19 protein-coding genes are annotated in these 20,523 nt (G+C 60.4%); 10 read left to right on the forward strand and 9 right to left on the reverse strand.

Features of this window, described 5'->3' with window-relative positions; genetic code table 11:
* The first annotated feature begins 335 nt into the window (after positions 1 to 335).
* Positions 336 to 1,253 carry a hypothetical protein gene (locus AYR47_RS17210; RefSeq protein ID WP_237142477.1) on the forward strand — a complete coding sequence of 306 codons (918 nt, stop codon included), beginning with the start codon at positions 336 to 338 and terminating at the stop codon, positions 1,251 to 1,253.
* A 58-nt stretch (positions 1,254 to 1,311) separates the two neighbouring features.
* On the opposite strand, the gene AYR47_RS17215 is transcribed toward AYR47_RS17210, so the two are convergent.
* Positions 1,312 to 2,463, reverse strand: a complete 1,152-nt coding sequence (locus tag AYR47_RS17215) for an MFS transporter (RefSeq protein WP_061436057.1) — start codon at positions 2,461 to 2,463, stop codon at positions 1,312 to 1,314.
* Between the two features lie 350 nt (positions 2,464 to 2,813).
* On the opposite strand from AYR47_RS17215, the gene AYR47_RS17220 reads away from it, so the two are divergent.
* From AYR47_RS17220 to AYR47_RS17240, 5 genes are all read left to right on the forward strand, one after another.
* A complete protein-coding gene (locus tag AYR47_RS17220) occupies positions 2,814 to 3,788 on the forward strand; it encodes a DeoR family transcriptional regulator (protein ID WP_033899720.1) in 975 nt (324 codons plus the stop codon).
* Between the two features lie 305 nt (positions 3,789 to 4,093).
* Positions 4,094 to 6,112, forward strand: a complete 2,019-nt coding sequence (tssI, locus tag AYR47_RS17225) for a type VI secretion system tip protein TssI/VgrG (protein WP_033899721.1) — start codon at positions 4,094 to 4,096, stop codon at positions 6,110 to 6,112.
* Positions 6,112 to 6,948, forward strand: a complete 837-nt coding sequence (locus AYR47_RS17230; RefSeq protein WP_061436059.1) for a DUF4123 domain-containing protein — start codon at positions 6,112 to 6,114, stop codon at positions 6,946 to 6,948. Before tssI ends, AYR47_RS17230 begins: the two co-directional genes overlap by 1 nt.
* A complete protein-coding gene (locus tag AYR47_RS17235; protein WP_061436061.1) occupies positions 6,941 to 7,717 on the forward strand; it encodes a hypothetical protein in 777 nt (258 codons plus the stop codon). The genes AYR47_RS17230 and AYR47_RS17235 overlap by 8 nt, the downstream gene beginning before the upstream one ends.
* Before the next feature lie 14 nt (positions 7,718 to 7,731).
* On the forward strand, positions 7,732 to 9,882 hold the full coding sequence (locus AYR47_RS17240) for a lipase family protein (RefSeq protein WP_061436062.1): 2,151 nt from the start codon (positions 7,732 to 7,734) through the stop codon (positions 9,880 to 9,882).
* Positions 9,883 to 9,891: 9 nt separating this feature from the next.
* Here AYR47_RS17240 and codA read toward each other — a convergent pair whose 3' ends face one another.
* The 7 genes from codA to AYR47_RS17275 all read right to left on the reverse strand — a co-directional run bounded on the left by codA (position 9,892) and on the right by AYR47_RS17275 (position 16,929).
* Positions 9,892 to 11,127 (reverse strand): cytosine deaminase, encoded by a 1,236-nt coding sequence (gene codA / locus AYR47_RS17245; RefSeq protein ID WP_033899727.1) that lies wholly within the window; start codon positions 11,125 to 11,127, stop codon positions 9,892 to 9,894.
* Between the two features lie 27 nt (positions 11,128 to 11,154).
* Positions 11,155 to 12,360, reverse strand: a complete 1,206-nt coding sequence (locus AYR47_RS17250) for a PucR family transcriptional regulator (RefSeq protein ID WP_061436064.1) — start codon at positions 12,358 to 12,360, stop codon at positions 11,155 to 11,157.
* Positions 12,357 to 13,625 (reverse strand): cytosine permease, encoded by a 1,269-nt coding sequence (gene codB / locus AYR47_RS17255; RefSeq protein ID WP_033899730.1) that lies wholly within the window; start codon positions 13,623 to 13,625, stop codon positions 12,357 to 12,359. Before codB ends, AYR47_RS17250 begins: the two co-directional genes overlap by 4 nt.
* 190 nt (positions 13,626 to 13,815) lie before the next feature.
* Positions 13,816 to 14,439 carry an NUDIX hydrolase gene (locus tag AYR47_RS17260; protein ID WP_033899731.1) on the reverse strand — a complete coding sequence of 208 codons (624 nt, stop codon included), beginning with the start codon at positions 14,437 to 14,439 and terminating at the stop codon, positions 13,816 to 13,818.
* Positions 14,440 to 14,442: 3 nt separating this feature from the next.
* Positions 14,443 to 14,889, reverse strand: a complete 447-nt coding sequence (locus tag AYR47_RS17265) for a GNAT family N-acetyltransferase (protein WP_033899733.1) — start codon at positions 14,887 to 14,889, stop codon at positions 14,443 to 14,445.
* 93 nt (positions 14,890 to 14,982) lie between these two features.
* Positions 14,983 to 15,339, reverse strand: a complete 357-nt coding sequence (queD, locus tag AYR47_RS17270) for a 6-carboxytetrahydropterin synthase QueD (RefSeq protein WP_003190259.1) — start codon at positions 15,337 to 15,339, stop codon at positions 14,983 to 14,985.
* Between the two features lie 510 nt (positions 15,340 to 15,849).
* Positions 15,850 to 16,929: a patatin-like phospholipase family protein gene (locus AYR47_RS17275; protein ID WP_033899736.1), complete on the reverse strand. Its 1,080-nt coding sequence runs from the start codon at positions 16,927 to 16,929 to the stop codon at positions 15,850 to 15,852.
* Positions 16,930 to 17,087: 158 nt separating this feature from the next.
* On the opposite strand from AYR47_RS17275, the gene AYR47_RS17280 reads away from it, so the two are divergent.
* The 4 genes from AYR47_RS17280 to AYR47_RS17295 are packed head-to-tail and all read left to right on the forward strand — an operon-like array spanning position 17,088 to position 19,685.
* Positions 17,088 to 17,390: a PepSY domain-containing protein gene (locus tag AYR47_RS17280; protein ID WP_033899739.1), complete on the forward strand. Its 303-nt coding sequence runs from the start codon at positions 17,088 to 17,090 to the stop codon at positions 17,388 to 17,390.
* Entirely contained in the window at positions 17,390 to 17,701 is a 312-nt protein-coding gene (locus tag AYR47_RS17285; RefSeq protein ID WP_033899740.1) for a PepSY domain-containing protein, read from the forward strand. Before AYR47_RS17280 ends, AYR47_RS17285 begins: the two co-directional genes overlap by 1 nt.
* Positions 17,701 to 18,369, forward strand: coding sequence for a response regulator transcription factor (locus tag AYR47_RS17290; protein WP_061436066.1), 669 nt, complete (start codon positions 17,701 to 17,703; stop codon positions 18,367 to 18,369). Before AYR47_RS17285 ends, AYR47_RS17290 begins: the two co-directional genes overlap by 1 nt.
* Positions 18,366 to 19,685 carry a sensor histidine kinase gene (locus tag AYR47_RS17295; RefSeq protein WP_033899744.1) on the forward strand — a complete coding sequence of 440 codons (1,320 nt, stop codon included), beginning with the start codon at positions 18,366 to 18,368 and terminating at the stop codon, positions 19,683 to 19,685. The genes AYR47_RS17290 and AYR47_RS17295 overlap by 4 nt, the downstream gene beginning before the upstream one ends.
* 25 nt (positions 19,686 to 19,710) lie before the next feature.
* Here AYR47_RS17295 and AYR47_RS33425 read toward each other — a convergent pair whose 3' ends face one another.
* Positions 19,711 to 20,466, reverse strand: a complete 756-nt coding sequence (locus AYR47_RS33425) for a methyl-accepting chemotaxis protein (protein WP_420492067.1) — start codon at positions 20,464 to 20,466, stop codon at positions 19,711 to 19,713.
* Positions 20,467 to 20,523 lie beyond the last annotated feature (57 nt).

Consider the following 20,523-nt stretch of genomic DNA (forward strand, 5'->3'; position numbering starts at 1 on the left):
GGATTTTGACAAAGGTTCTCGTTTGTTTACGGAGCAGTCGGCGCCCAACCCTGTGTTTTCAATGTTAGCGAACCTTTGGAGTAAGGTGTCCCGGCGCTAGTTTTCACCGTGTCACACAGCAGGATTTTCCAGAGCATGGATGCACGGCAGGGCAGATGGTTACAAGCGCTTAAGATTCCGAGGGGTATATCCAGTGTTTTGGACGACCTTCTTCGGAACCGTTGTTTTCTCAGGACCACTCAATCGCTGCTTGTGCCATCTTGATTTCGAGGCCCTTTCGAGGATCAGGCAATCAAGGCCCAGGCTACGAAATCTAGATAGGGTGGAGGTGAGTCATGATTGGTAGTGTCAATAATCTGAGCTATACGCAAGCAGCTGGGTCCAACACACCTGAGCCAACGGGGAGTGGTCAGTCTCGCTTTGAGGTCGATGCCCGTGCACTGGGTAGGCCGCTGCCGGCCACGCAGCCAATCAACCCCCGTTTCGCGAACGGCGCCGACCGGCACTTCGACGGCCAGAACCTGTATGGAGGCATGACGAAAGTTGGCAACCCCTTCGTCAGCTCGGACGACCATCTGCTGGCGACCGACTTGAAAAACAACCTGTCATTGCTGGACGCTTTCAAGAAGGATGGCCGACTGACCCAAGGTTCATTGCAGGAAATCGCCAAAGAAGAACCCAGCAGTAGCAAAGTATCTGAGCGCACCATCATGTTGGTGCGAGAGATACTCAACCGTCCTCGATTGAACGATGCGATCACCGCGAGGGGTGGTGAAATCACGCATGACAGCTTGACTAAGGCTGGCGACTCGCAGATTGGCAATACCAACCCCAATACGCAGAGCGCGGACCCGTTCCATGCGAAAACCGATGCTCAGGTTGTCCAGGCGTTCAAGGGCATGTTTGATGACTGGCGGGACAAATCGGAAGACCGCACGTTCTTTTTCGGTACACAAAGACATCGGTACGTGAATAAAGACACGATTATTGAAATCGCCAAGGACCCCAATCAAATAGGCAACAACGGTGAACCTCTGCGGGATGTGCGCACCGGGTTTCCTTTGAAAAAGTACAGCGAGCAACAGGTGTACCTGGCCAAGAACCTGATGGAGAGGCCGGGTTTGATGGCCTCTCTGGACAGTTACAAAGCCAATGGTTACAGCCCTTTCGGAAGCCTGAATGACGATGGCTGGCTGAAGAACTACAGCATTGATCGCTGGCTTGAAAACGACAAAGAAGAGAAGGGGAAGTAGTCTACGCAAGCCCGCATGAGCCGCTTGAAGGACACAATCTGCTCATGCCGCTTGGTGTTCATACGCGCAGTATCTTTCCGCTGATTGCCACCGCCGCCAGCAGCACACCGATCAACAGGAACGCGGTCGCCAGGCTGCTGCCATGGGCGATGAACCCGATCACGGCCGGTCCAGCCAATATCCCCGCATAGCCCAGGGTGGTGATGGCCGGCACGGCGATATGTTCTGGCATGACCTTCTGCTTGCCGACAGCGGTATAGAGCACCGGCACGATGTTGGAGCAACCGGCGCCTATCAATGCATAACCCAGCAGGGCCATTTCCCAGGCCGGTGACAAGGTGGCGAGGAATGTGCCGGCGGCCGCCAGCGCGCCGCCGGCCACAATCACCCGGGTAGCGCCCAGCCGACGCACGATGGCATCTCCGGTCAATCGACCCGCAGTCATGGTCAAGGCAAAGGCCGCGTAACCCAGTCCCGCATAGGCTTCGTCCAAGCCGCGTTCGGCACTGAGGAACACCGCGCTCCAGTCGAGTACCGCACCTTCGGCCAGGAACACGATAAAACACAGGCAACCGATGAACAGCACCACGCCGTGGGGCACGGCAAACGCCGGGCCCGAACTCTCGCTGCCGTAGGGCAGCAGGTGCGGCGCGGCCTTGAGCAGTGCCGCCAGCGTGATGACGATCACCACCAGGGTCGCTTGCAGTGGCGAAAGTCCTAGTCCCAGTAACGCTGAAACGCCCGCTGCACCGACAATCCCACCCAGGCTGAACAGCCCGTGAAAGCCTGACATCATGGTCTTGCCGCTGGCCCGCTCGACGATCACCGCCTGTAGGTTGACTGTGGAATCTACCGTTCCCAGGCCGGCGCCAAACAGAAACAACCCTGCCATCAATAACGGAATAGAACTGACCGTCGCCAGCATCGGCAATGCCAGGCAGATCATGATCGTCCCGGCGCTGAGCACGCGTCGGCAGCCAAAACGTGAGGCCAACGCACCGGCGGCAGGCATGGCGATGATCGAACCGACGCCCAGGCACAACAGCAGCAGGCCAAGAGTGCCTTCGCTCAAATCGGCACGGGCCTTGGCATAGGGCACCAGCGGCGCCCAGGCTGCGATGCCGAAGCCGGCAATGAAGAAAGCGATACGGGTCGACATTTGCTCCAGCCGCCCGGGAACCACGGGCGCTGAGGTGGGGATGGCAGTCATGAAAAATCCTTGGTTTTGCGTTCTACGAACGATGTCCGGCGTGACATCCTTGCACATCAGGCCATGGGGCGCGAGCCGCGTTCCCTTGAGATGGCGATGGTCATGAATTTTATTTTTACACATCTGGAACGTCACGACGGTTCGTCGCCACACAAGCAGTATCGAGTGCGTAGGAGACGGTCTGGAAGGTGCGTAATCCCTGTGGGGGCTTTTGAACCCCTGGGTTCTTGCGGTGGATTACCACCTTCCAGGCCGCCTCCCGCTGTAGGTCGCTTCTGTAATACGCTGTTGTCTCAATATTCAGGCAACGACAAGGACCCACCGATGAAGAACTTCAGGCGCACAGCGGCATGACCCTTTTCTACGACGCCCGCGGCAACATCTACGGTGTGGTCAGCCCGACCTCATTGAGAAACATGGGCATTGATGTGCCCGAGAACGCTGCACAGGCCGCGTACACTCGCAACGACTGGACCTCGTCGGCCATCGCGTCCGAATGCGAGTGGGGCTCAATGCCAAGTCCGGCCGGTGCCAAGGCCCATCGCTGTGATGGCTTGCTGGTCGGGCCGTTCCAGGCCGAGCCGCCATTTGACCTGCTGATCGTCAACACCGACGGTTCCCTGGCCGAGCGTAGTGGCAACGGCCTGACGATTTTCGCCCAGGCACTCACCGACCAGGCCCTGATGAGTGGGGCCTGTGAGTTGCGGGTGCACCACGACAAATCGGACGCGGTCTCACCTGTGTCGACTTGGGTTGAACCGGCAGTCCGTGAACAGGTTTCAGGGTTCTGGCTTGAGTTGGGAGCACCCGCTTTCGGGGCTGCGGCAGTGGGGGCGCAGGCGGATGTGAATGACACTGAACGGGGCCATGTGAGCGAGTTGGCGGCGATCAACCCTCAGTGGGCAACCAGCCAATTCGTGCGGGTGGGCAACCCCCATTGTGTGACGCTGGTCGAGCGGGTATCTGCATTGCCGGATAACGCACAGATGCAGCAGCCAGCCCTGTTCGAGCCCTTGAAGAACATTGCGTTTGCGCCCCCGGCGGGTGGTGGTCGGCCTTGTGCGGCAGGCGTCAACTTGCAATGGGCGGCACGCCAGCCCGGCAATCGAGTCATCGCGCGGGTCTTCGAGCGAGGAGAGGGACCCACCGCGTCTTCCGGAACCAGCGCCAGTGCGGTGGCTTGTGCGGCGTGGCGGGCGGGCTGGGTCGAGAGTGGCGAGGTAGCAGTGGTGATGCCTGGTGGCATTGCGCCGGTTCGCTTGCACACTGAGGGCGAGACGGTACTGAACGTCAGTCTGTTCGGGGCCGCAGAGCCGCAACCGTGAAGTTGTTTAACGGCTGATGCTGTGATTCGGTGTCGGCTGTTTCTTTATCGGTTAGTCATGTTGATGAATTGCGGTGTAGGGCGTTTCTTGTTCATAAACAGTGTTACATGGGTTTGTTTTATTATCTTGTAAAAGACACTTCTAACTTCGTCGTACGAAACTTCTGTTTTATTTTGGAATGGCCGATTTTTGCCCGGAATGGCTAAGCTTTGAGATATTCAAGCGTTTGCTCTTGCTGACTGATTCGATGTCCAGCAAGGGGAAGTATCTCAGGGTTTTCATTCATTAACGGCGGGTGCCCACGGATGGTTAACGCGTTTGTTTCGTCACGTTTCAATTTGGTTCTTCCACATATAAACACTGCCTTGCAAGTCCTGGCATTCAAAGGTAATGAAGTCCTCGATCAACCCTTTTTCATCCATATACAGGTGGTCAGCGAAAACCCTTCCCTTGATCTGGAGGCGCTACTCCACCAGCCCGCCTACCTGGATCTTGGTGAAGCGAACGAAGGCTTGCATGGGCAGGTTTACGCTATCGGGCGGGACGACCCAGGTCGGCGCATCACGCGTTATCACCTGACCCTGGCGCCCCGGCTGGCCTGTCTTGCACATCGGCATGACCAGAGGATTTTCCAGCAACGCAGTGTGCCGCAGATCATTGCGCAGGTCCTTGAGCAGCATGGCATCCTGGCGGATGCCTACGTGTTTGAACTTGGCCCGGTGGTTTATCCGGCGCGTACGTTCTGCGTGCAGTACGCAGAAAGCGACCTGCACTTCATCCAGCGGCTCTGTGAAGAGGAGGGCATTCACTACCATTTTCGTCACAGCCTAGACAATCATCTGCTGGTATTTGGTGATGACCAGACGGTGTTTGGGCGTTTACCCGGGCAACGCTATAGCGCTCCCGGCGGACCCCAAGTCGAGACAAGGGTTATCCAGCGATTCAACGTGCGCTTGGCCACCCGCAGCCAAAAGACGGTGCGCCGTGATTACGACTTCGAACATCCTTCCTTGCACCTGCACGACAGCGCGGGTGTCGCGTCGACACTCCCGCTTGAGGACTATCAGTACCCGGCAGGATTCACCGGTCATGCCCGTGGCAAGCAATTGGCGCGGCGGGGCCTGGAGCGTCACCAGCGCGACCGGCATCGGGCATTGGGCAAGAGTGATCAGCCAGTGCTGCGCAGTGGGCACTTCCTTGAGATACGAGATCATCCCGATCCAACCTGCAACGACCTGTGGCTGATCACGTCGGTGCGTCATGAGGGTTATCAACCCCAGGTGCTGGAGGAAGCAACACCGGCAACCGACGCGTTCCACGGATATCGCAATCGCTTTACCGCAACACCTTGGCAGGCCGTGCATCGGCCGTCTCTCAGGCATCCCAAGCCGACCATCAATGGCAGCCAGACTGCAACCGTGACCGGTCCGGCCGGTGAGGACGTGCATTGCGACGCTTATGGCCGGGTGAAGGTGCGCTTTCACTGGGACCGCCGGGACAAGGCGGATGATAAAAGCAGTTGCTGGGTGCGGGTGGCGTCCGGGTGGGCCGGTGACGGGTTTGGCGCAACGATGATCCCGCGTGTGGGCATGGAGGTGTTGGTGACCTTCCTGGACGGGGATCCCGACCGCCCGTTGATCAACGGCTGCCTGCCGAATGCGTTGCACCGGCCGTCCTATCCCTTGCCGCAATACAATACCCGTAGCGTTTTGCGCAGCCGCAGTTCCCTTGGGGGGGAAGGCGCCAACGAGGTGTACCTGGAAGACCGCCGTGGCGAGGAGCTTGTCTACCTGCGTGCACAGCGAGACCTGGAGCAAAGGGTCGGCCATGACAGTCGGCTGGAGGTTGTGGGGGAGCGGCGAGAAGTCATCCATGGCTTGAGCACGGCTCACTTGGAAAGCGAAGAGCATCGCCACGTCACCGGCGACCGCAAAGTGGTGCTCAAGGCCAACGACTACCTTGATGTACAAGGCGATAGTCGGACCCAGGTGGCGCAGACCCTGGTCATCGAGGCTGGGCAGCAACTTCACCTCAAGTCCGGTGCCAGCCTGGTGATCGATGCCGGTGCGCAACTGAGCCTCAAGGCAGGTGGAGAGCATCTGGTCATCCAGGCCGGTGGCATTTTCAGCAGTCGTCCAATAGCCCTTGGCGGTTTACCGTCTGCGACCCCGTTGGCGAGCGCCTTGAGAATGGCCGGTGCGCCAGAGGTCTCCAAGGTACAAGGCTCGACCATGAACCTGGCCCGACAACTGGGGGCGGACTACTGCCCAGTGTGCGAACGCTGCCGTGAAGGCCTCTGTGATCTGCCGGGGAGGGCTGCCTGATGCAGGACATGCCAGGCCAATGGATGGCCCAACAACAGCAGGCAGGGCGGCACCTGTGTTTGATCCTCGACGGGCAGAGCGCTGCGCGCGAACCGCTGCTGGCGGTGCGCAGCTTGTCGGACTACCGCAGCTTCTATGGTGAGACTGTGCTGGCGGAACTCATGATGGAAGGTCCCGTCATCCTACTGCTGAAGCAGATGAGCGAGCCTGCATTACGCGACCTCTTGCAACAGCCCGAGGGTCACTGGGGTTGGCTGGGCAGCTTGCCAGGCGAGGACCTGACAAGCGTGACCCGGCACTGGCGCGACCGTTTGCTGACGGGGCCGGAGGGCGAGCAATCACTGTACCGCTTTCACGACAACCGTACCCTGGCGCGTGCGCTGGACTATCTATGTCCTGAGCACTGGCCGGTATTCCTCGGCCCCTTGATCAGCCTGTGTTACTGGTACGAAGACCGCTGGCGAATGGCTGATAACCCTGCTCCCGGCGAGTATCCGCTGCCTGATCCGGTCCCTTGGCTGAACACACCCAACCCAAACGCCGAAGCGATCCTGCACGCCAATATCCTGCGTTATCTGTTGGCCGAACACAGCGAAGACCTGGTCGCATTGGTGGAATTCCAGGACCCGAAAATCTGGCTGAGCCAGGTGCTGGAGCAGGCACGTGCCTGGCAATGGCGGGGGCCGGAGCGATTGGAGTTTCTGGTGGTACGACGGTTGGAGGAGGCCACCCGAAGCAGTGTCATTCGGTGGCAACCGTTGGTTGGGGAAGCACCGGCGGATCACTTTGAGCGGGTGGTGGAGCAGTGGCGAACAATGGAAGGAAAGGATGAATAAAGGAAGCCTAGTTGTATGGGGTGTGGTGGGGATGCTGGGGCTGACAGGGTGTGCGGGCAAGCCGGTTGATAGCTTTACGCTGGAGGTGGATCTGCCGGCGGAGTTTGAGCTCAAAACTGCCGCAAATTATTTGCCCGCTACGGGTGAAATCTGCACTTTGCCGCGACGCCGAGGAAAGAGGCCTGAGCGAAAAGTCTTTTTTACCGACTACCAACCTCTGGCAAGTCGGGTGAGTTATGAGTTGCCGCTGAGTGAAAAAATCGAGGGCTGCCCTTCGGTACTGCGAAGTCTGGAGTTTGAGTTTTATGCGAAGTGGGGAAAGCGTGATACGGACGTAGGTGGAGATCGTGCAGGTATCGCCATTCGAGATCGCGGAGATGATCAATCTGGAATGCCTGAGTCGGGTGTCCAGGAATTGGTTGGGCAATGTCATTGGCGGTTCAGGACGGTGGGGCCGTTTCATGCGATCAGGAAACTCCTGCAATGTCGCTCGATGAGTGCAATGGGAGAGTTGCAGAAGTCCGTGGCAGGGGGGGCCGCTCAGCGTGATCAGTTAGCGGGGAAAACGCTCAGGTTGGTGTTGACAGTCACTGATCGGGAAGAACCGGCTGTTGGTGATAACTGGGTAGTCGTTCCAGGCGGCTGGAAGCGTTGTAGAGGTAAAAGCTTTGAGGACCCTTATGCGTTTTGTAACGGCAACACCTCCGACTTTAAACCTATAAAAATGCCGGATGGTCGCGTTTGTGATGTCTATCCATCGTGTAAATGACAAGGAGCAAGGCCATGAAGCTGGATGCAAGGAAGCAGTCTTTTTTCAGTGATAGCAAGCCGGCCTGTGCATTGCGCGGGCATTGGGTGAGCTTTTGCCTCGTCGATGAAGTGGGCGTGGGAACGGCATACGGTGGCCTGCCTTATACGGTCTACGATAGTGCAGGGCAGCAATACAAGGGCAGGCTCAATGGAGACGGGTTTGCCAAGCTGCAGGATATATATTGTGGGCCCGTGGTACTTGTTTTTGATGACCTGTATTCCGGCGCAGAGCAGCCATATCAATGGCTGATGGAGCGCTCCACCTACAAGCTCCCTATTACCGAGCTTCAGGCTCGGGCTGAGCAGACGCGGTTTGCCGCCTCTGATGGGCGGCGCCTCGAAAGTAATCCTGCTCAGCAAAAGGCCAACCGGTTCTATCAGGTCGAAGTGCGTGATTTAGTCCGCCATGTCGCCCACTTGCCACCGATTGCGCCTCGGAGTCATCAACCCCAGCGGCATGCATTAAAAATGATGGGCGACTTGGGGTTTGGACCGCCCGAATCAAACTTGGCAGGAATCGTGTTGTTTCCCAACAACCACGCTGCTTTGGAGGTCCGGCCACTGCGAGCCTTCCGTCCGATGCTTTCAATCGAAGACGGTTTCTGCGCTTTGAACCTTTATCAGTTGGCATTGATGGCCACCTTGAGTTATTGCAACTTCGGCCAAGAGCCACCTAAAAAACCCCAGGACCAAGTTCGTTTCCCCCTTGATCCCAGCGTCGGTCATCTATTTGCCGAACAGCTTTCGGGTTTCCACGAGGCTTGGCGTTTTGATGCAGAACAAGTGCAGCGTTTTTACCCCCTTTACGAAGAGGTCCCTTACTCCCAGCGATTTGAGATCCTGCCCTTCGATCCAGAGCTGTATCCACAAAACCAACCCGAGCTGGGGGAGAAACAGGAACATCCGGCGAACCTGCATTTTTTCGATGATGACAAATTTGATACGGATACCCAGGCGTTTATCACCCATCACGATGACGTAATCCTGATCGCGGTGCGTGGCACCGCCAGCGCCGCAGATGGGATGCGCGATGCAAACGCCCATCAGGTAGCTTTTGTGGAAGGTGTCGGCAAGGCACATGAAGGTTTCTACCAAGCGTACCGCGCAATGCGCAATTTCGTGCTGAGCTACCTCGACCAATTCCACACAGGCCAACGAATTATCATCTGCGGCCACAGCCTGGGCGGCGCAATCGCCTTGCTCCTGGCGGAAGGGTTACGCCGAGCACCTGAGGGCAACTACAACATCCTCCTCTACACCTACGGCGCCCCCCGTGCCGCCGACTCCGAATTTACCGAGGGCGCCTCAACCCTGGTCCACCATCGCATCGTCAATCACAACGACCCCGTCCCCAGCGTGCCGGCCCCGTGGATGAACACCACCGCCAAACTCTGGATCCCAGGCGCCATCACCCTGTTCAGCGCCCCCGCGCCGGGCGGCCTGTTGTTCGCCGCCGGTTTGGTTCGCCTTGGTGGAAACCCTTACCAACACCACGGCGAACAACACCACTTCATGCCGATTATGCTGCCAGACGGCATACAGTCTTCGGTGTTGTGGAAGCCCGGTTGTGAGTCCATCCAGGAGGCGGGTTGCAACCGAGCCTTGCAACTCCATGGCGATATGCCCGAGCGGGATAACCTGCTGAAACAGCTGTTCCAGGCCAACCAGCACTTCATGACTGCCAGCTACATCCCGGCGGCCTGGGCGACGCTCCGTCGCTGGCAACAAACCCAGGAAAGCAACGGCCCGCTGGTCACGCCAAGAGAGTTCGAGTTGCTCGACCTGGCACTTGAAACCATGCGCGAGCAACTGCGCAACAAGCGTCGGGAGCTGGCCCGTCTCAGGCCCGCCAACGATCGGGGCTATGAACATCATGATGCCTTGAACAGCGAGATCGACCGCTTGCACACCAGCCGTGAGCGCCTTGCGACCCTACGTTGGCGACGCCTGGAAGCCCGTGATGTCTACGGCAGCCAGGCCCATAGCGCCCACTTGCAACCCAGCCTCAAGCGCTGGTTCAGCCACCGTGAAAACCGTGAACTGTCGCAAGTCGCCCGCATTCCTCCCGCGTTGCATCACGAATGGGGGAGGGCGCAAACGCTGGATATCGACTCGATCGTCTGAGCCTGGCGTTTACACAAACTCCACCTGCGCCGGCTGACGCTTCATCAACACCTTGCCGTTGCGGATCGAGTACAGCGGCAAGCCCTGGCTGCGAATGACCTCATAGTCGCTGTCCGCCGAGAGTATCAACAGGTTGGCTGGCCGCCCGGGCTCCAGGCCGTAACGCTCACCCAGGGCCATGGCCTTGGCGCTGTTGTCGGTCACCAGGTCCAAGGCGCTTTGCAGGTTGCGGTAGCCGAGCATGTGGCAGATGTGCAAACCGGCTTCCAATACCCGCAGGATGTTGCCGTTGCCCAGGGGATACCAGGGATCGACGATGGAGTCCTGGCCGAAACACACGTTCATGCCGGCTTCCAATAGTTCATTGACCCGGGTGACACCACGGCGTTTCGGGAAGCTGTCGAAGCGGCCTTGCAGGTGAATGCTCTCGGTGGGGCAAGAGACGAAGCTGATCCCCGAGTGCCCCAGCAGACGGAAGAGTTTGGCGCAGTAGGCGTTGTCGTAGGAGCCCATGGCGGTGGTGTGGCTGGCGGTGACGCGGGCCCCCATGTCGCGGCTGCGGGCTTCTTCGGCCAGCACTTCGAGAAAGCGCGAGTGCGGGTCGTCGGTTTCGTCGCAATGCACGTCCACCAGGCAGCCGGTACGTTCGGCCAGGTCCATCAGGAACTTCACCGAACTCACGCCCTGGTCGCGGGTGTATTCAAAGTGGGGGATGCCACCGATCACGTCGGCGCCCAGGCGGATGGCTTCTTCCATCAGTTCGCGGCCGTTGCGATAGGACTCGATGCCTTCCTGGGGGAATGCGACGATCTGCAGGTCGATCAGGTGCGTGCTTTCTTCACGCACTTGCAGCATGGCCTTGAGCGCGGTGAGGTCCGGGTCGGTGACGTCAACGTGGGTGCGCACATGCTGGATCCCGTGGGCGGCGAGGGCCTGGATCGTCTTCTTGGCGCGGGTCTTGGTGTCTTCCTGGGTGATGGTGGCTTTGCGTTCGCCCCAGCACTCGATGCCTTCGAACAGGGTGCCGCTCATGTTCCAGCGCGGTTCGCCAGCGGTCAGGGTGGCGTCGAGATGGATATGCGGTTCGACAAAGGGTGGAGTCACCAGGTTACCGGCGGCGTCCAGGTCGTCGGCCGCCGCAATCGGTGACCCCGATTGCAACGTGATACTGGCGATCCGGCCATGTTCCAGGTGCAGATCATGCAGGCCTTCACGGTTGCGCAGGCGGGCGTTGATGATGTGCATGGGCAAGTTCCTCTTGGCTAAAAACAATCAGGCGGACAGTCGCCAGATCATCAGCGCTATACCGATGTCCAGGCGATCATAAGCATTATCCAGCGTCAGCCCGCACAGGGCTTCGATGCGCTGGACGCGGTGTGTCAGGGTGTTGCGGTGCACGGCCAGCCGCTGGGCGGCGGCCACAAGGTTACCATTCTCATGGAACCAGGCTTCCAGGGTGGGCATCAGGCTGGGGCCGTGGTGCAGGTCGTGGCGCAGCAATGGACCCAGGCGTTCATTCAGGAATTGGTCGAGCAGGGCGCGATCACGCACGCCGCTGAGCAATTTGAGTACGCCCAGTTCGTCGTACACGCATAACCCGGCGCGTTCGCTGAAGCGTCGTGCAGCCGCCAGCGCCTGGCGGGCCTCATCCTGCCCCTGGGCCAGGCGTGCCGGTGGGTGAGCGGCGGCGCTCAGGCCGATAAACAATTTGAGCGGTGCCAGGCGCAGGTTCAATGGGTTGAGCCAGTTGGCCAATTGCTGGCGGTTAGCCAACGCTGCGACAGCATCCGGAGCCGGGAGCAGCATCGTCCATTGCCCGGCTCGCCCCAGTACCGGTAAACCTATCGAGAGTTGACGCAAGCGGCGGCTGATGCCGTCATGTTGGCGGGCCAGTTGCGCCTCCACAGAGGCTGCATCACCCTGGGCAAACAGCAACTCACTGCCTTCCAGTTGCAGTTGAACCACCTGCAAATGCTCAGCTAACGGCATGCCCAACTGCGTGGCCCGGTGCAACAAAAGATCCAGGGATTGGTAATCGCCGGTCAGCAAGCGCTCCAGCACATCGTGCCGCGAGCGTCCCAACTGCTCGGACTGGATCAGCGCCGAGCCAATGGCTTGGGTCACCAGCACCATTTTCAACGAATAGGGCTGTTCGATCAGCGGCATGCCGGCAGCTTCGGCGGCGTCGAGCAAACGCTGCGGAATCGCCTGGATATAAGCGGGCCCCGTCAGAATCACCAGTCCGGCCACCTGACGTTCGCAGGCTTCCTCCAGCAGTTGCAGCAGGTTGGTTTCGTCGCGTGGGTGATTGATCCCGGTGACGAACACCAACTCACCTCCCAACACCCACTCGGCGATCCCGCTGTTTTCCGCCACATAGGGCCAACGCACGCGATTATCCAGGCCAGCGGCGCCGGCACGCAGGTGCATGGACTCCAGGCCCGGCAAGGCCAGCACATCGGCGAGGGTCAGGCTCATGCCTGGGCGTCAGCCAAGGGCGCACGCACGCGCAGTACGGCGGTGAGCACGATGTAGGTCAACGACGCGGCCACGATACCCACCAACGGTGCGACCCAAGGTGAGTTGAACGCCAGCACCGTGCCCACCCCATAGGCCACCAACCCTGGCCAGTTGAATGCCGGCAGTCGCGCATCCGCCAGGCGTGGGTAGTGGCCGCGATAGCGATAGAAGAAGTCCGCCATGATCACCCCGCCAATCGGCGGAATCACCGTGCCCAGTAGAATCAAGTACGGCACCAGCATGTCGTACATGCCAAGCAACGCCAGCAGCGTGCCGATCACCGCGCCGGCCAGGGTCACGGTCTTGCGGCGTTTGGTGCGCAGCAGGTTGCAGCCGGCCACCGCGAAGTTGTAGATGGTGTTGTCCTGGGTGCTCCAGATGTTGAGCAGCAACATGGCCATCGCCGCCATGGCGAAGCCTTGCAGCAGCAATACTTCGACCACATCCGGTTGCTGATAGACGATGGCACCGTAGGCGCCGATCAGCACCATCAAACCGTTGCCGATAAAGAAACCGATCAGGCTGGCCAGCACGGCCACCTTGGCGGAACGCGAAAAACGCGTCCAGTTGGTGGCCTGGGTCGCGCCGCTGACAAAGGTGCCGAACACCAGGGTGATCGCCGTGGACAAGTCCAGTTCGCCAGTCGGCACCACCGCCAGCAACCCATCCAGCCCGCCGACTTTGACCGTGGCCACCCACATCGACAGAAACAGCAGGATACCCATCGCCGGCACCGCGATGTAGGACAGGATCTCCAGCCCGCGATAGCCAATGTAGGCCGTGGCGCAGAACACCAGGCCGAACAGCACCATCAACGCAAGGACGCTGCCCTGGCCCAGCTCGAAATACTTGCCCAGCACCACGGCGGCCGTGGCGGTGCCCCAGGCGTACCAGCCGATCTGGGTGAAACCGAGGATCAAGTCACTGAGCTTGCTGCCCACTTCGCCAAAGCAGAAGCGCCCCATCAACACCGAATTCAGCCCGCTCTTGAAGGCAATGTAACCCAGGCCTGCGGCGTAGATACCCAGCAGCAGGTTACCCAAGGCTACGACGCCAAGCATGTCGGTGAAGCTGAACGCCACACCCAGTTTGCCGCCAGCAAACATGGTCGCGGTAAAAAAGGTAAAGCCCAGCAGCACCATGGCGGTAGACGCCAGGCCTTTGCGCGCATGCATCGGGACTTCGCTGAGGGGGTAATCGTTGCCCGGTTCTTGCTGCGTCATGTGCTTGCTCCCTGAGTGAGTGACGCAGGCCTATTGCACCGCGCGTGCCAAACCGGCGGCAGTGATGTGCGCACGGCGGGCGCTGTGCACCGTGCACAGTATTTATAGCCAAACAGGGGAGAAACGCTGGAGGGAATGTTCGCCGTGCCCAATCGGGCACGAAAGCGGTGCAGCAGTGATACAAATTGGATCAGTCGAACAGCGTCTGGGTGGTCTCGCCACGATGGAAGGCGAATGCGGCTTCCAGGTCACTTTCAATGGTGCGCCCGCGGGACAGCGGCGGCAGCTCGTCCAGGCGGAAAAAGCCCACCTCGGTGGTCTCGAACCCCGCCATCGGCGCCGACTGGTCTACCGGTTCACAGAGGAAGTACAGTTTGTAGAAGTCGCGCACATCCGGTCGATACAAGCCCTTGGCCTTGTGCGTCAAGCTGTACAGGGCCCGCGCGGTCACCGTCAGTCCGGCTTCTTCGCGAATCTCCTTGACGATGTTTTCCGCCGCCGACAAGCCGATATCAGCGTAACCACCCGGCAACGCCCAGCAACCATCAGTCAACTCCCGCACTAGCAGAATCCGATCGCCTTGAATGACCGCACCGCGCACATCGATCATCGGCGTCGAGTAGCGTTTGGCGAAGTCCGTAACCAACCCAGTGATGCGCTCCAAGGGCACATTGCCCAACTGCGCGAGCATGCTGTGGGCAATCTCGGCAATCTCTTCCAGGCGCTCGCGCTCGAAATCATCGGTGCAAAAGTGCAGCCCCGTGGACGCCAACGCCTGCAAGCGTTTGGCCTGGGCCAGCCAAGTGTTCTCCATGGGTTACTCCGCGAGTTGTTTGGTCATGTACACCCGGCGCAGGCCGTGTTCTTCGGCCCGGTGGGTCTCGACATAGCCTCGACGGGTGTACAGCGTGATGTTCTCGGTCATGGCTTCGTTGGTGTACAGCCGAATGGCCATGAAGCCGGCATCGAGCGCCTGGTGCTCGGCAAAGTCCATCAGCAATCGCCCAAAGCCCAGCCCTTGGGCATCCGGGGCAATCGCCAGGTTATCCAGCAACAGCGCGTTGCCATCATCCAGCAGGATAATAAAACCCTGAACTCTCCCGGCATTTTCCAGCACATGTACGCCACCGGCCTGCACCCACTGGCGGTAATCCTCCAGCATCGGGCCGGGCTTGCGGCCGATCCGTTCGATGTACGGCGAGTAGGCGGCCTGGGCGATAGCCTCAATGGCAGCAACATCAGCAGCAGTGGCGGGGCGCATCATTGCAGCGGGCTCCTTGCGGGCAGGAAGTCACGACTGTAAGGGAGGCAGGTACAAAAAAACCACCGCGCAGGGTGGTTTTTTCACATCGCAGGTTTATTCGCCGCGATAGATGCAACCGCTGGTGCAGGTTTCGTGGATACGAATTGCACTGAGCTCAGGCAGCAGGGGCTTCAACTCGTTCCAGATCCACTTGGCCAGCACTTCGCTGGTGGGGTTTTCCAGGCCTGGGATGTCATTGAGGTAGTTGTGGTCGAGGCGTTCATAGAGCGGCTTGAAAATCGCCTTGATCTCCGAGAAGTCGCGAATCCAGCCGGTATGGGGATCCAGGTCGCCGCTCAGGTGGATCGCCACCTTGAACGAATGCCCATGCAGGCGCCCGCATTTGTGGCCTTCCGGTACGTGGGGCAGGCGGTGGGCGGACTCGAAGGTAAATTCTTTGAAGATTTCCACAGTGTTTTCAGCTCGGTCAGGTATCTGGCAGGCGGCGAGTTTAACAGCTTGAGCCCTTGCCGCGCATACCGTCCCTCTGTAGGTACCGGCTGGCTGGCGAAATATAGATTGCATGTGGTGAGGGAGCTTGCTCCCGCTGGCGGTCTGACAGGCGAACTGGATGTTGGAGGTGGGCGGGGTACATATCCGTTATTTGGATGACGCCTGATATTGGTTCCGCCCTTACGGCGGGTCACTTTCGAAAAGCGCGAAAGTAACCAAAGCGCTCTTGCCCCAACACTCGGCACCTCGCCTAGGCTCGGTGTGCCCGAACGAAGGCTTGAATCCGTGGGCCGCCGCGATGGGCCATCCTTGGCCCAGCGCGGCTAACCCGGCGTCCTGCCGGGTTACCCACGGATTCAAGCCTGCGTTCGGCCAGCGTGTTTGACGGGGCGCCTGAGATCAAAAGCAAGATCAAGATCACGATCAAGAGCGGCTCGCTTCGCATCGTGGTTAGTGGGGGGACGGCGGCTACAGGGGCTGTAGGCGCTCGCCCAATTGGCCGTTATCCGCCAGTTGCAGAAACTCATCGCCTAGCCGCTGGCTCTCGCTCATCGCGGTCTGCCAGTACTTGTTACGGCTTGGGTCGTCGCCCATGAAGCGCTTGAAGTCGCTGCGGTCCGGCAGTTTGCCGTGGGGCAGGCGGGCGAGGTAGTCCTTGGAAGGCGCCAGCAGCAATACATCCTGCAAACCCTGCGGGTTGCTGCGTCGCCACGGCAGGCCCTTGTCGAACCAGCCGGGGATGACCCGATCGGTGAAGTGCGGGTACAGCACGATGTCGTCGCCGTGGTAAGGCAGGTCGAGGTGATAGTCCAACAGGCCGCCGTCGCGGTAGGTGCCGGCGCCTGCACCCGGCAGGTCGCGCACGCCTTGCATCACCATGGGAATCGAGCCCGAGGCCAGCAGGGCCTGGCGCAGGTTGCCCAGTTCCAGGGCCAGGAAGCGCGAGGGGAAATCCTTTAAGGGATGCACCGGTGGCGCCTGGCGTGGGTCGTGGATGATCAGCCGTTCAAAGTGCCGCGACAGCCGCGCGCGGCCGCGCAGGTTGTCGGCGATCACCGACGACAGGCCGAGTCCCAGGCGCCCACGGTGGTCATCAGCGAGCAGGCCGTGGCTCTTGACCACCATGATGTTCAGGCGATAGTTCGGGTTGTCCAGCACCCGCGCATCGCGACCGGCCAGCAGGTCGTCGAGCATGCGCTGGCAGCTCTGGCTGACCTCGGCCATGGTCACGCCCTTGGCAAAGCTTTGTTCGTTGTACAGGCGGCCGAGGTCCAGCAGGCCTTGCACCGGGTCGGGCAGGCACGCACTGGCAAACCGCCAGGAGCCGATGGACGCGCCGACCAATGCCCGTTCCCGTGGCGCGCGGGGTAGCCAATCACCGAACAGCGCCAGGTCCAGGCCCTGGATGCCCAATGCCTTGGGGCCGCCGGCCGCGCCGGGCAGGATGCCGACGTCGGCCGGCGTGAGGCCTTGCTCGCGAATGCGGGTAAAGGCGCGTTTGCCGGCCTTGAGGGTCAGGGCGGGAAACTTGATGTGGATGGCTGTCATTCCGGTCTCTCATGCAACGAGCGGGGCAGTATAGGAAATCTCTCACGGCGATGGGTGAAGAGGCTTGTGGGAAATTGCCATGGTGGCAATTCAGTTTCAGTTAAGTTGCAGACGGTACGGTGGCGGACGTAGGAAAAATCTTGAAACGGAGACTCTCCATGAAGCGCCTCACAGTGCTGGTCGCCGCCGGTATCATCGTCCTCACGGCGACCCAGGCCCGAGCCGTGGACCCCGACAAGCCACTGAAAGTGCCTGCCACTGTTACTATTGTCGCCTTTGATCAACTGGAAGCCACGGCCCTGGCCCTGCATCCTGGCTCGACGCTGCTGGATACCGACCTGGACGAAGAGTACGGCAAGTACCTGTACCAAGTTGAACTGGAAGACACCAACGGCATCGAGTGGGAGATTGAATTGGACGCGCTCACTGGGCAGGTTCTCAAGAATCATCAGGAAACGTAATGAAGGTAAATTTAAACACCGGCAGTCGAGTGGCGTTGGTGCTCCTGGTTTTTTGCTCAAGCCTGGCGGCCCGCGATCTTGATCAGGATGAGGCCTTGGCACTGCGCCAGCAGGGGATCATCTTGCCGTTGGAGCAGTTGCTGGAGCAGGCCATGGGGCGTCATCCCGGTTCGCGTCTGCTGGAAGCCGAGCTTGAAAAAAAGCATGGCAAATATGCTTATGAAGTGGAACTGGTCACCGCCGACGGCGTGGTGCGCGAGATCAAGCTGGACGCATCCACGGGTGTGCTGATCAAAGACGAGGAAGACTGATGCGCCTGCTCTTGGTGGAAGACAACGTTCCCCTGGCCGATGAACTGCTGGCCGGGCTGCAACGCCAGGGTTATGCCGTCGATTGGCTCGCCGATGGTCGCGACGCCGCGTACCAGGGGCGCAGCGAACCCTATGACCTGATCATTCTTGATCTGGGCCTGCCGGGTTTGCCTGGGCTTGAGGTACTGGCGCATTGGCGTGCCGCCGCCCTGGCCATCCCGGTGCTGATCCTCACGGCCCGCGATTCCTGGGCCGAGCGCATCGAAGGGCTCAAGGCGGGCGCCGATGATTACCTGAGCAAACCCTTTCACCCCGAGGAACTGCACCTGCGCATCCAGGCGCTGTTGCGCCGCTCCCACGGTCATGCGAATCAACCGACCCTGCAGGCCGCCGGCCTGCACCTGGATGAAGGCCGCCAGTGCGTGCTGCGCGAGGGCGCGGAGATCCAACTGACCGCCGCCGAATTCCGTCTGTTGCGCTACTTCATGTTGCACCCCGAACAGATCCTGTCGAAAAGCCACCTGGCCGAGCATCTGTATGACGGCGAAACCGAGCGCGACTCCAATGTGCTGGAAGTCCACGTCAACCACCTGCGTCGCAAGCTGGGCCGCAGTGTGATCGAGACCCGGCGCGGCCAGGGTTACCGGTTCGGCGCCAGCGGCGCATGAGGTCGATCCAACGGCGCTTGAGCCTGGGCCTGGTCAGCGTGATGGTGGTCGTCGGCGTAGCGCTGGCGCAAACCAGCCTGTGGTTATTCGAAACGGGGTTGCAGCGCTATCTGGAAGCCGGCTTGCGCAACGACAGCGAGAGCTTGTTGGTGGCGTTGGTACGTGGCCCTGAAGGTTTGCAACTGCATGAGAAACGCCTGTCGCCGGCCTATCAACGGCCGTTTTCGGGGCACTATTTCCGCATTGATTTCGCCGATAAGCACTGGCGCTCCCGCTCGTTGTGGGACCAGGACCTGCCGCATCTTCCCGAGGCGGGACTCAAGGGCAACCTGCAACTGGGGCCGGAAGGCCAGCAACTGTTGGTGTTGCGCGAGGACTACAAACGCTTCGGCCAGTCGATTTCCATCAGCGTGGCCCAGGACTACACGCCAGTGCGGGAAAGCTTCCGCTTGATGCGCCAGATCGGCCTGGTGCTGGGGCTGGCGGCGCTGCTGCTGGTGCTGATCCTGCAACGGATCACTGTGCGCCGCGCCTTGCGCCCGCTGGAAACCGCGCGTAACCAGATCGCCCAACTGCAACAGGGCCAGCGTTCACAACTCGACACCCAGGTGCCGCAGGAGCTGGAGCCGCTGGTGGCGCAGATCAACCATCTGCTGGCTCACACCGAAGACAGCCTCAAGCGTTCACGCAATGCCCTGGGCAACCTCGGCCATGCCCTCAAGACCCCGCTGGCGGTGCTGTTGAGCGCTGCGTCGAGCGACGCGCTGAAGGATCATCCTGAGCTGGGTAAGCTGTTGCGCGATCACCTGGAGCAGGTGCAGCACCGCCTTAACCGCGAGCTCAATCGTGCTCGCCTGGCGGGCGAAACCCTGCCGGGCGCGCTGTTTGATTGCGAAAAAGAACTGCCCGGCTTGCTCGCTATCCTCAACATGATCCACGGTGAACACCTGGACCTGAGCTCCCATGCCGCGCCCGGCTTGCAGCTGCCCTGGGACCGAGAAGACCTCTTGGAGTTGCTCGGCAATCTATTGGATAACGCCTGCAAATGGGCGGATGCCGAGGTGCGCTTGACCGTTACCGAGGCCGAGCACAGCTACTTGTTGGCGGTAGAAGATGACGGCCCCGGCATTCCTGAAACCCAGCGTGACCAGGTCTTCAGCCGTGGCACGCGCCTGGATGAACAGATCCATGGTCATGGCCTGGGGCTGGGGATCGTGCGGGATATCGTCGAGGTGTGGGGCGGGGTGCTGCAGTTGCAGGAAAGCGACTTGGGCGGGCTGAAAGTGCTGATCGAATTGCCGAAGCGCCAGGGATAAGCCTGTCGCTTCGGCAAGGGGCTGATCACACCCTGAACTGATCCATCAACCCCTGCTGCTGATTCGCCAGGCTGTTCAACGCCTGGCTCACCCGTGCCGATTCATTCGCCTGCTCCGACAGCGACTCGGTCACATCGCGAATGGTTGCCACGTTGCTGTTGATCTCCTCGGCCACGGCGCTTTGCTCTTCGGCGGCGCTGGCGATCTGCAGGTTCATGTCGCTGATCACCGTCACGGCATCGCCAATCTGGCGCAGGGCCGTCACGGCTTGCCCCACCTGCTCGACGCTGCCCTGGGCCTGGCGATAGCTGTTGCCCATGGAGCCGACCACCTCTTCGGTGCCGCTTTGCAGGTGTTCGATGACCAGGCGGGTTTCTTCCACCGATTCCTGGGTGCGCTGCGCCAGGTTGCGTACTTCGTCGGCCACCACCGCAAAGCCACGGCCGGCCTCACCCGCGCGGGCGGCTTCGATGGCAGCATTGAGGGCCAGCAGGTTGGTCTGTTCGGCAATGCCGCGAATCACTTCAAGCACCGAACCGATTTTTTCGCTGTTGGCGGCCAGGCCTTCGACCTGGGTCATGGCCGTGCTCATGTCGGCCGCCAACTCGCCGATATTGCGCGTGGTGCGGTCGATCACCTTCAGGCCATCACGGGTGGCCTGGTCGGCGTCGCGGGCGGCTTGTGCGGCCTGGGCAGCGCTGCGCGCCACGTCCTGGGCAGTGGCGCTCATTTCATGGGACGCGGTGGCTACCTGGTCGACCTGGCGATACTGCTGTTCCATGCCGGCGCTGGTTTCAGTGGCAATCGCAGCGGATTGATCGGCTGTGCCACGGGCGTC

Origin of the sequence: Pseudomonas azotoformans (assembly GCF_001579805.1) — a bacterium.
GTDB lineage: Bacteria > Pseudomonadota > Gammaproteobacteria > Pseudomonadales > Pseudomonadaceae > Aquipseudomonas > Aquipseudomonas azotoformans_A.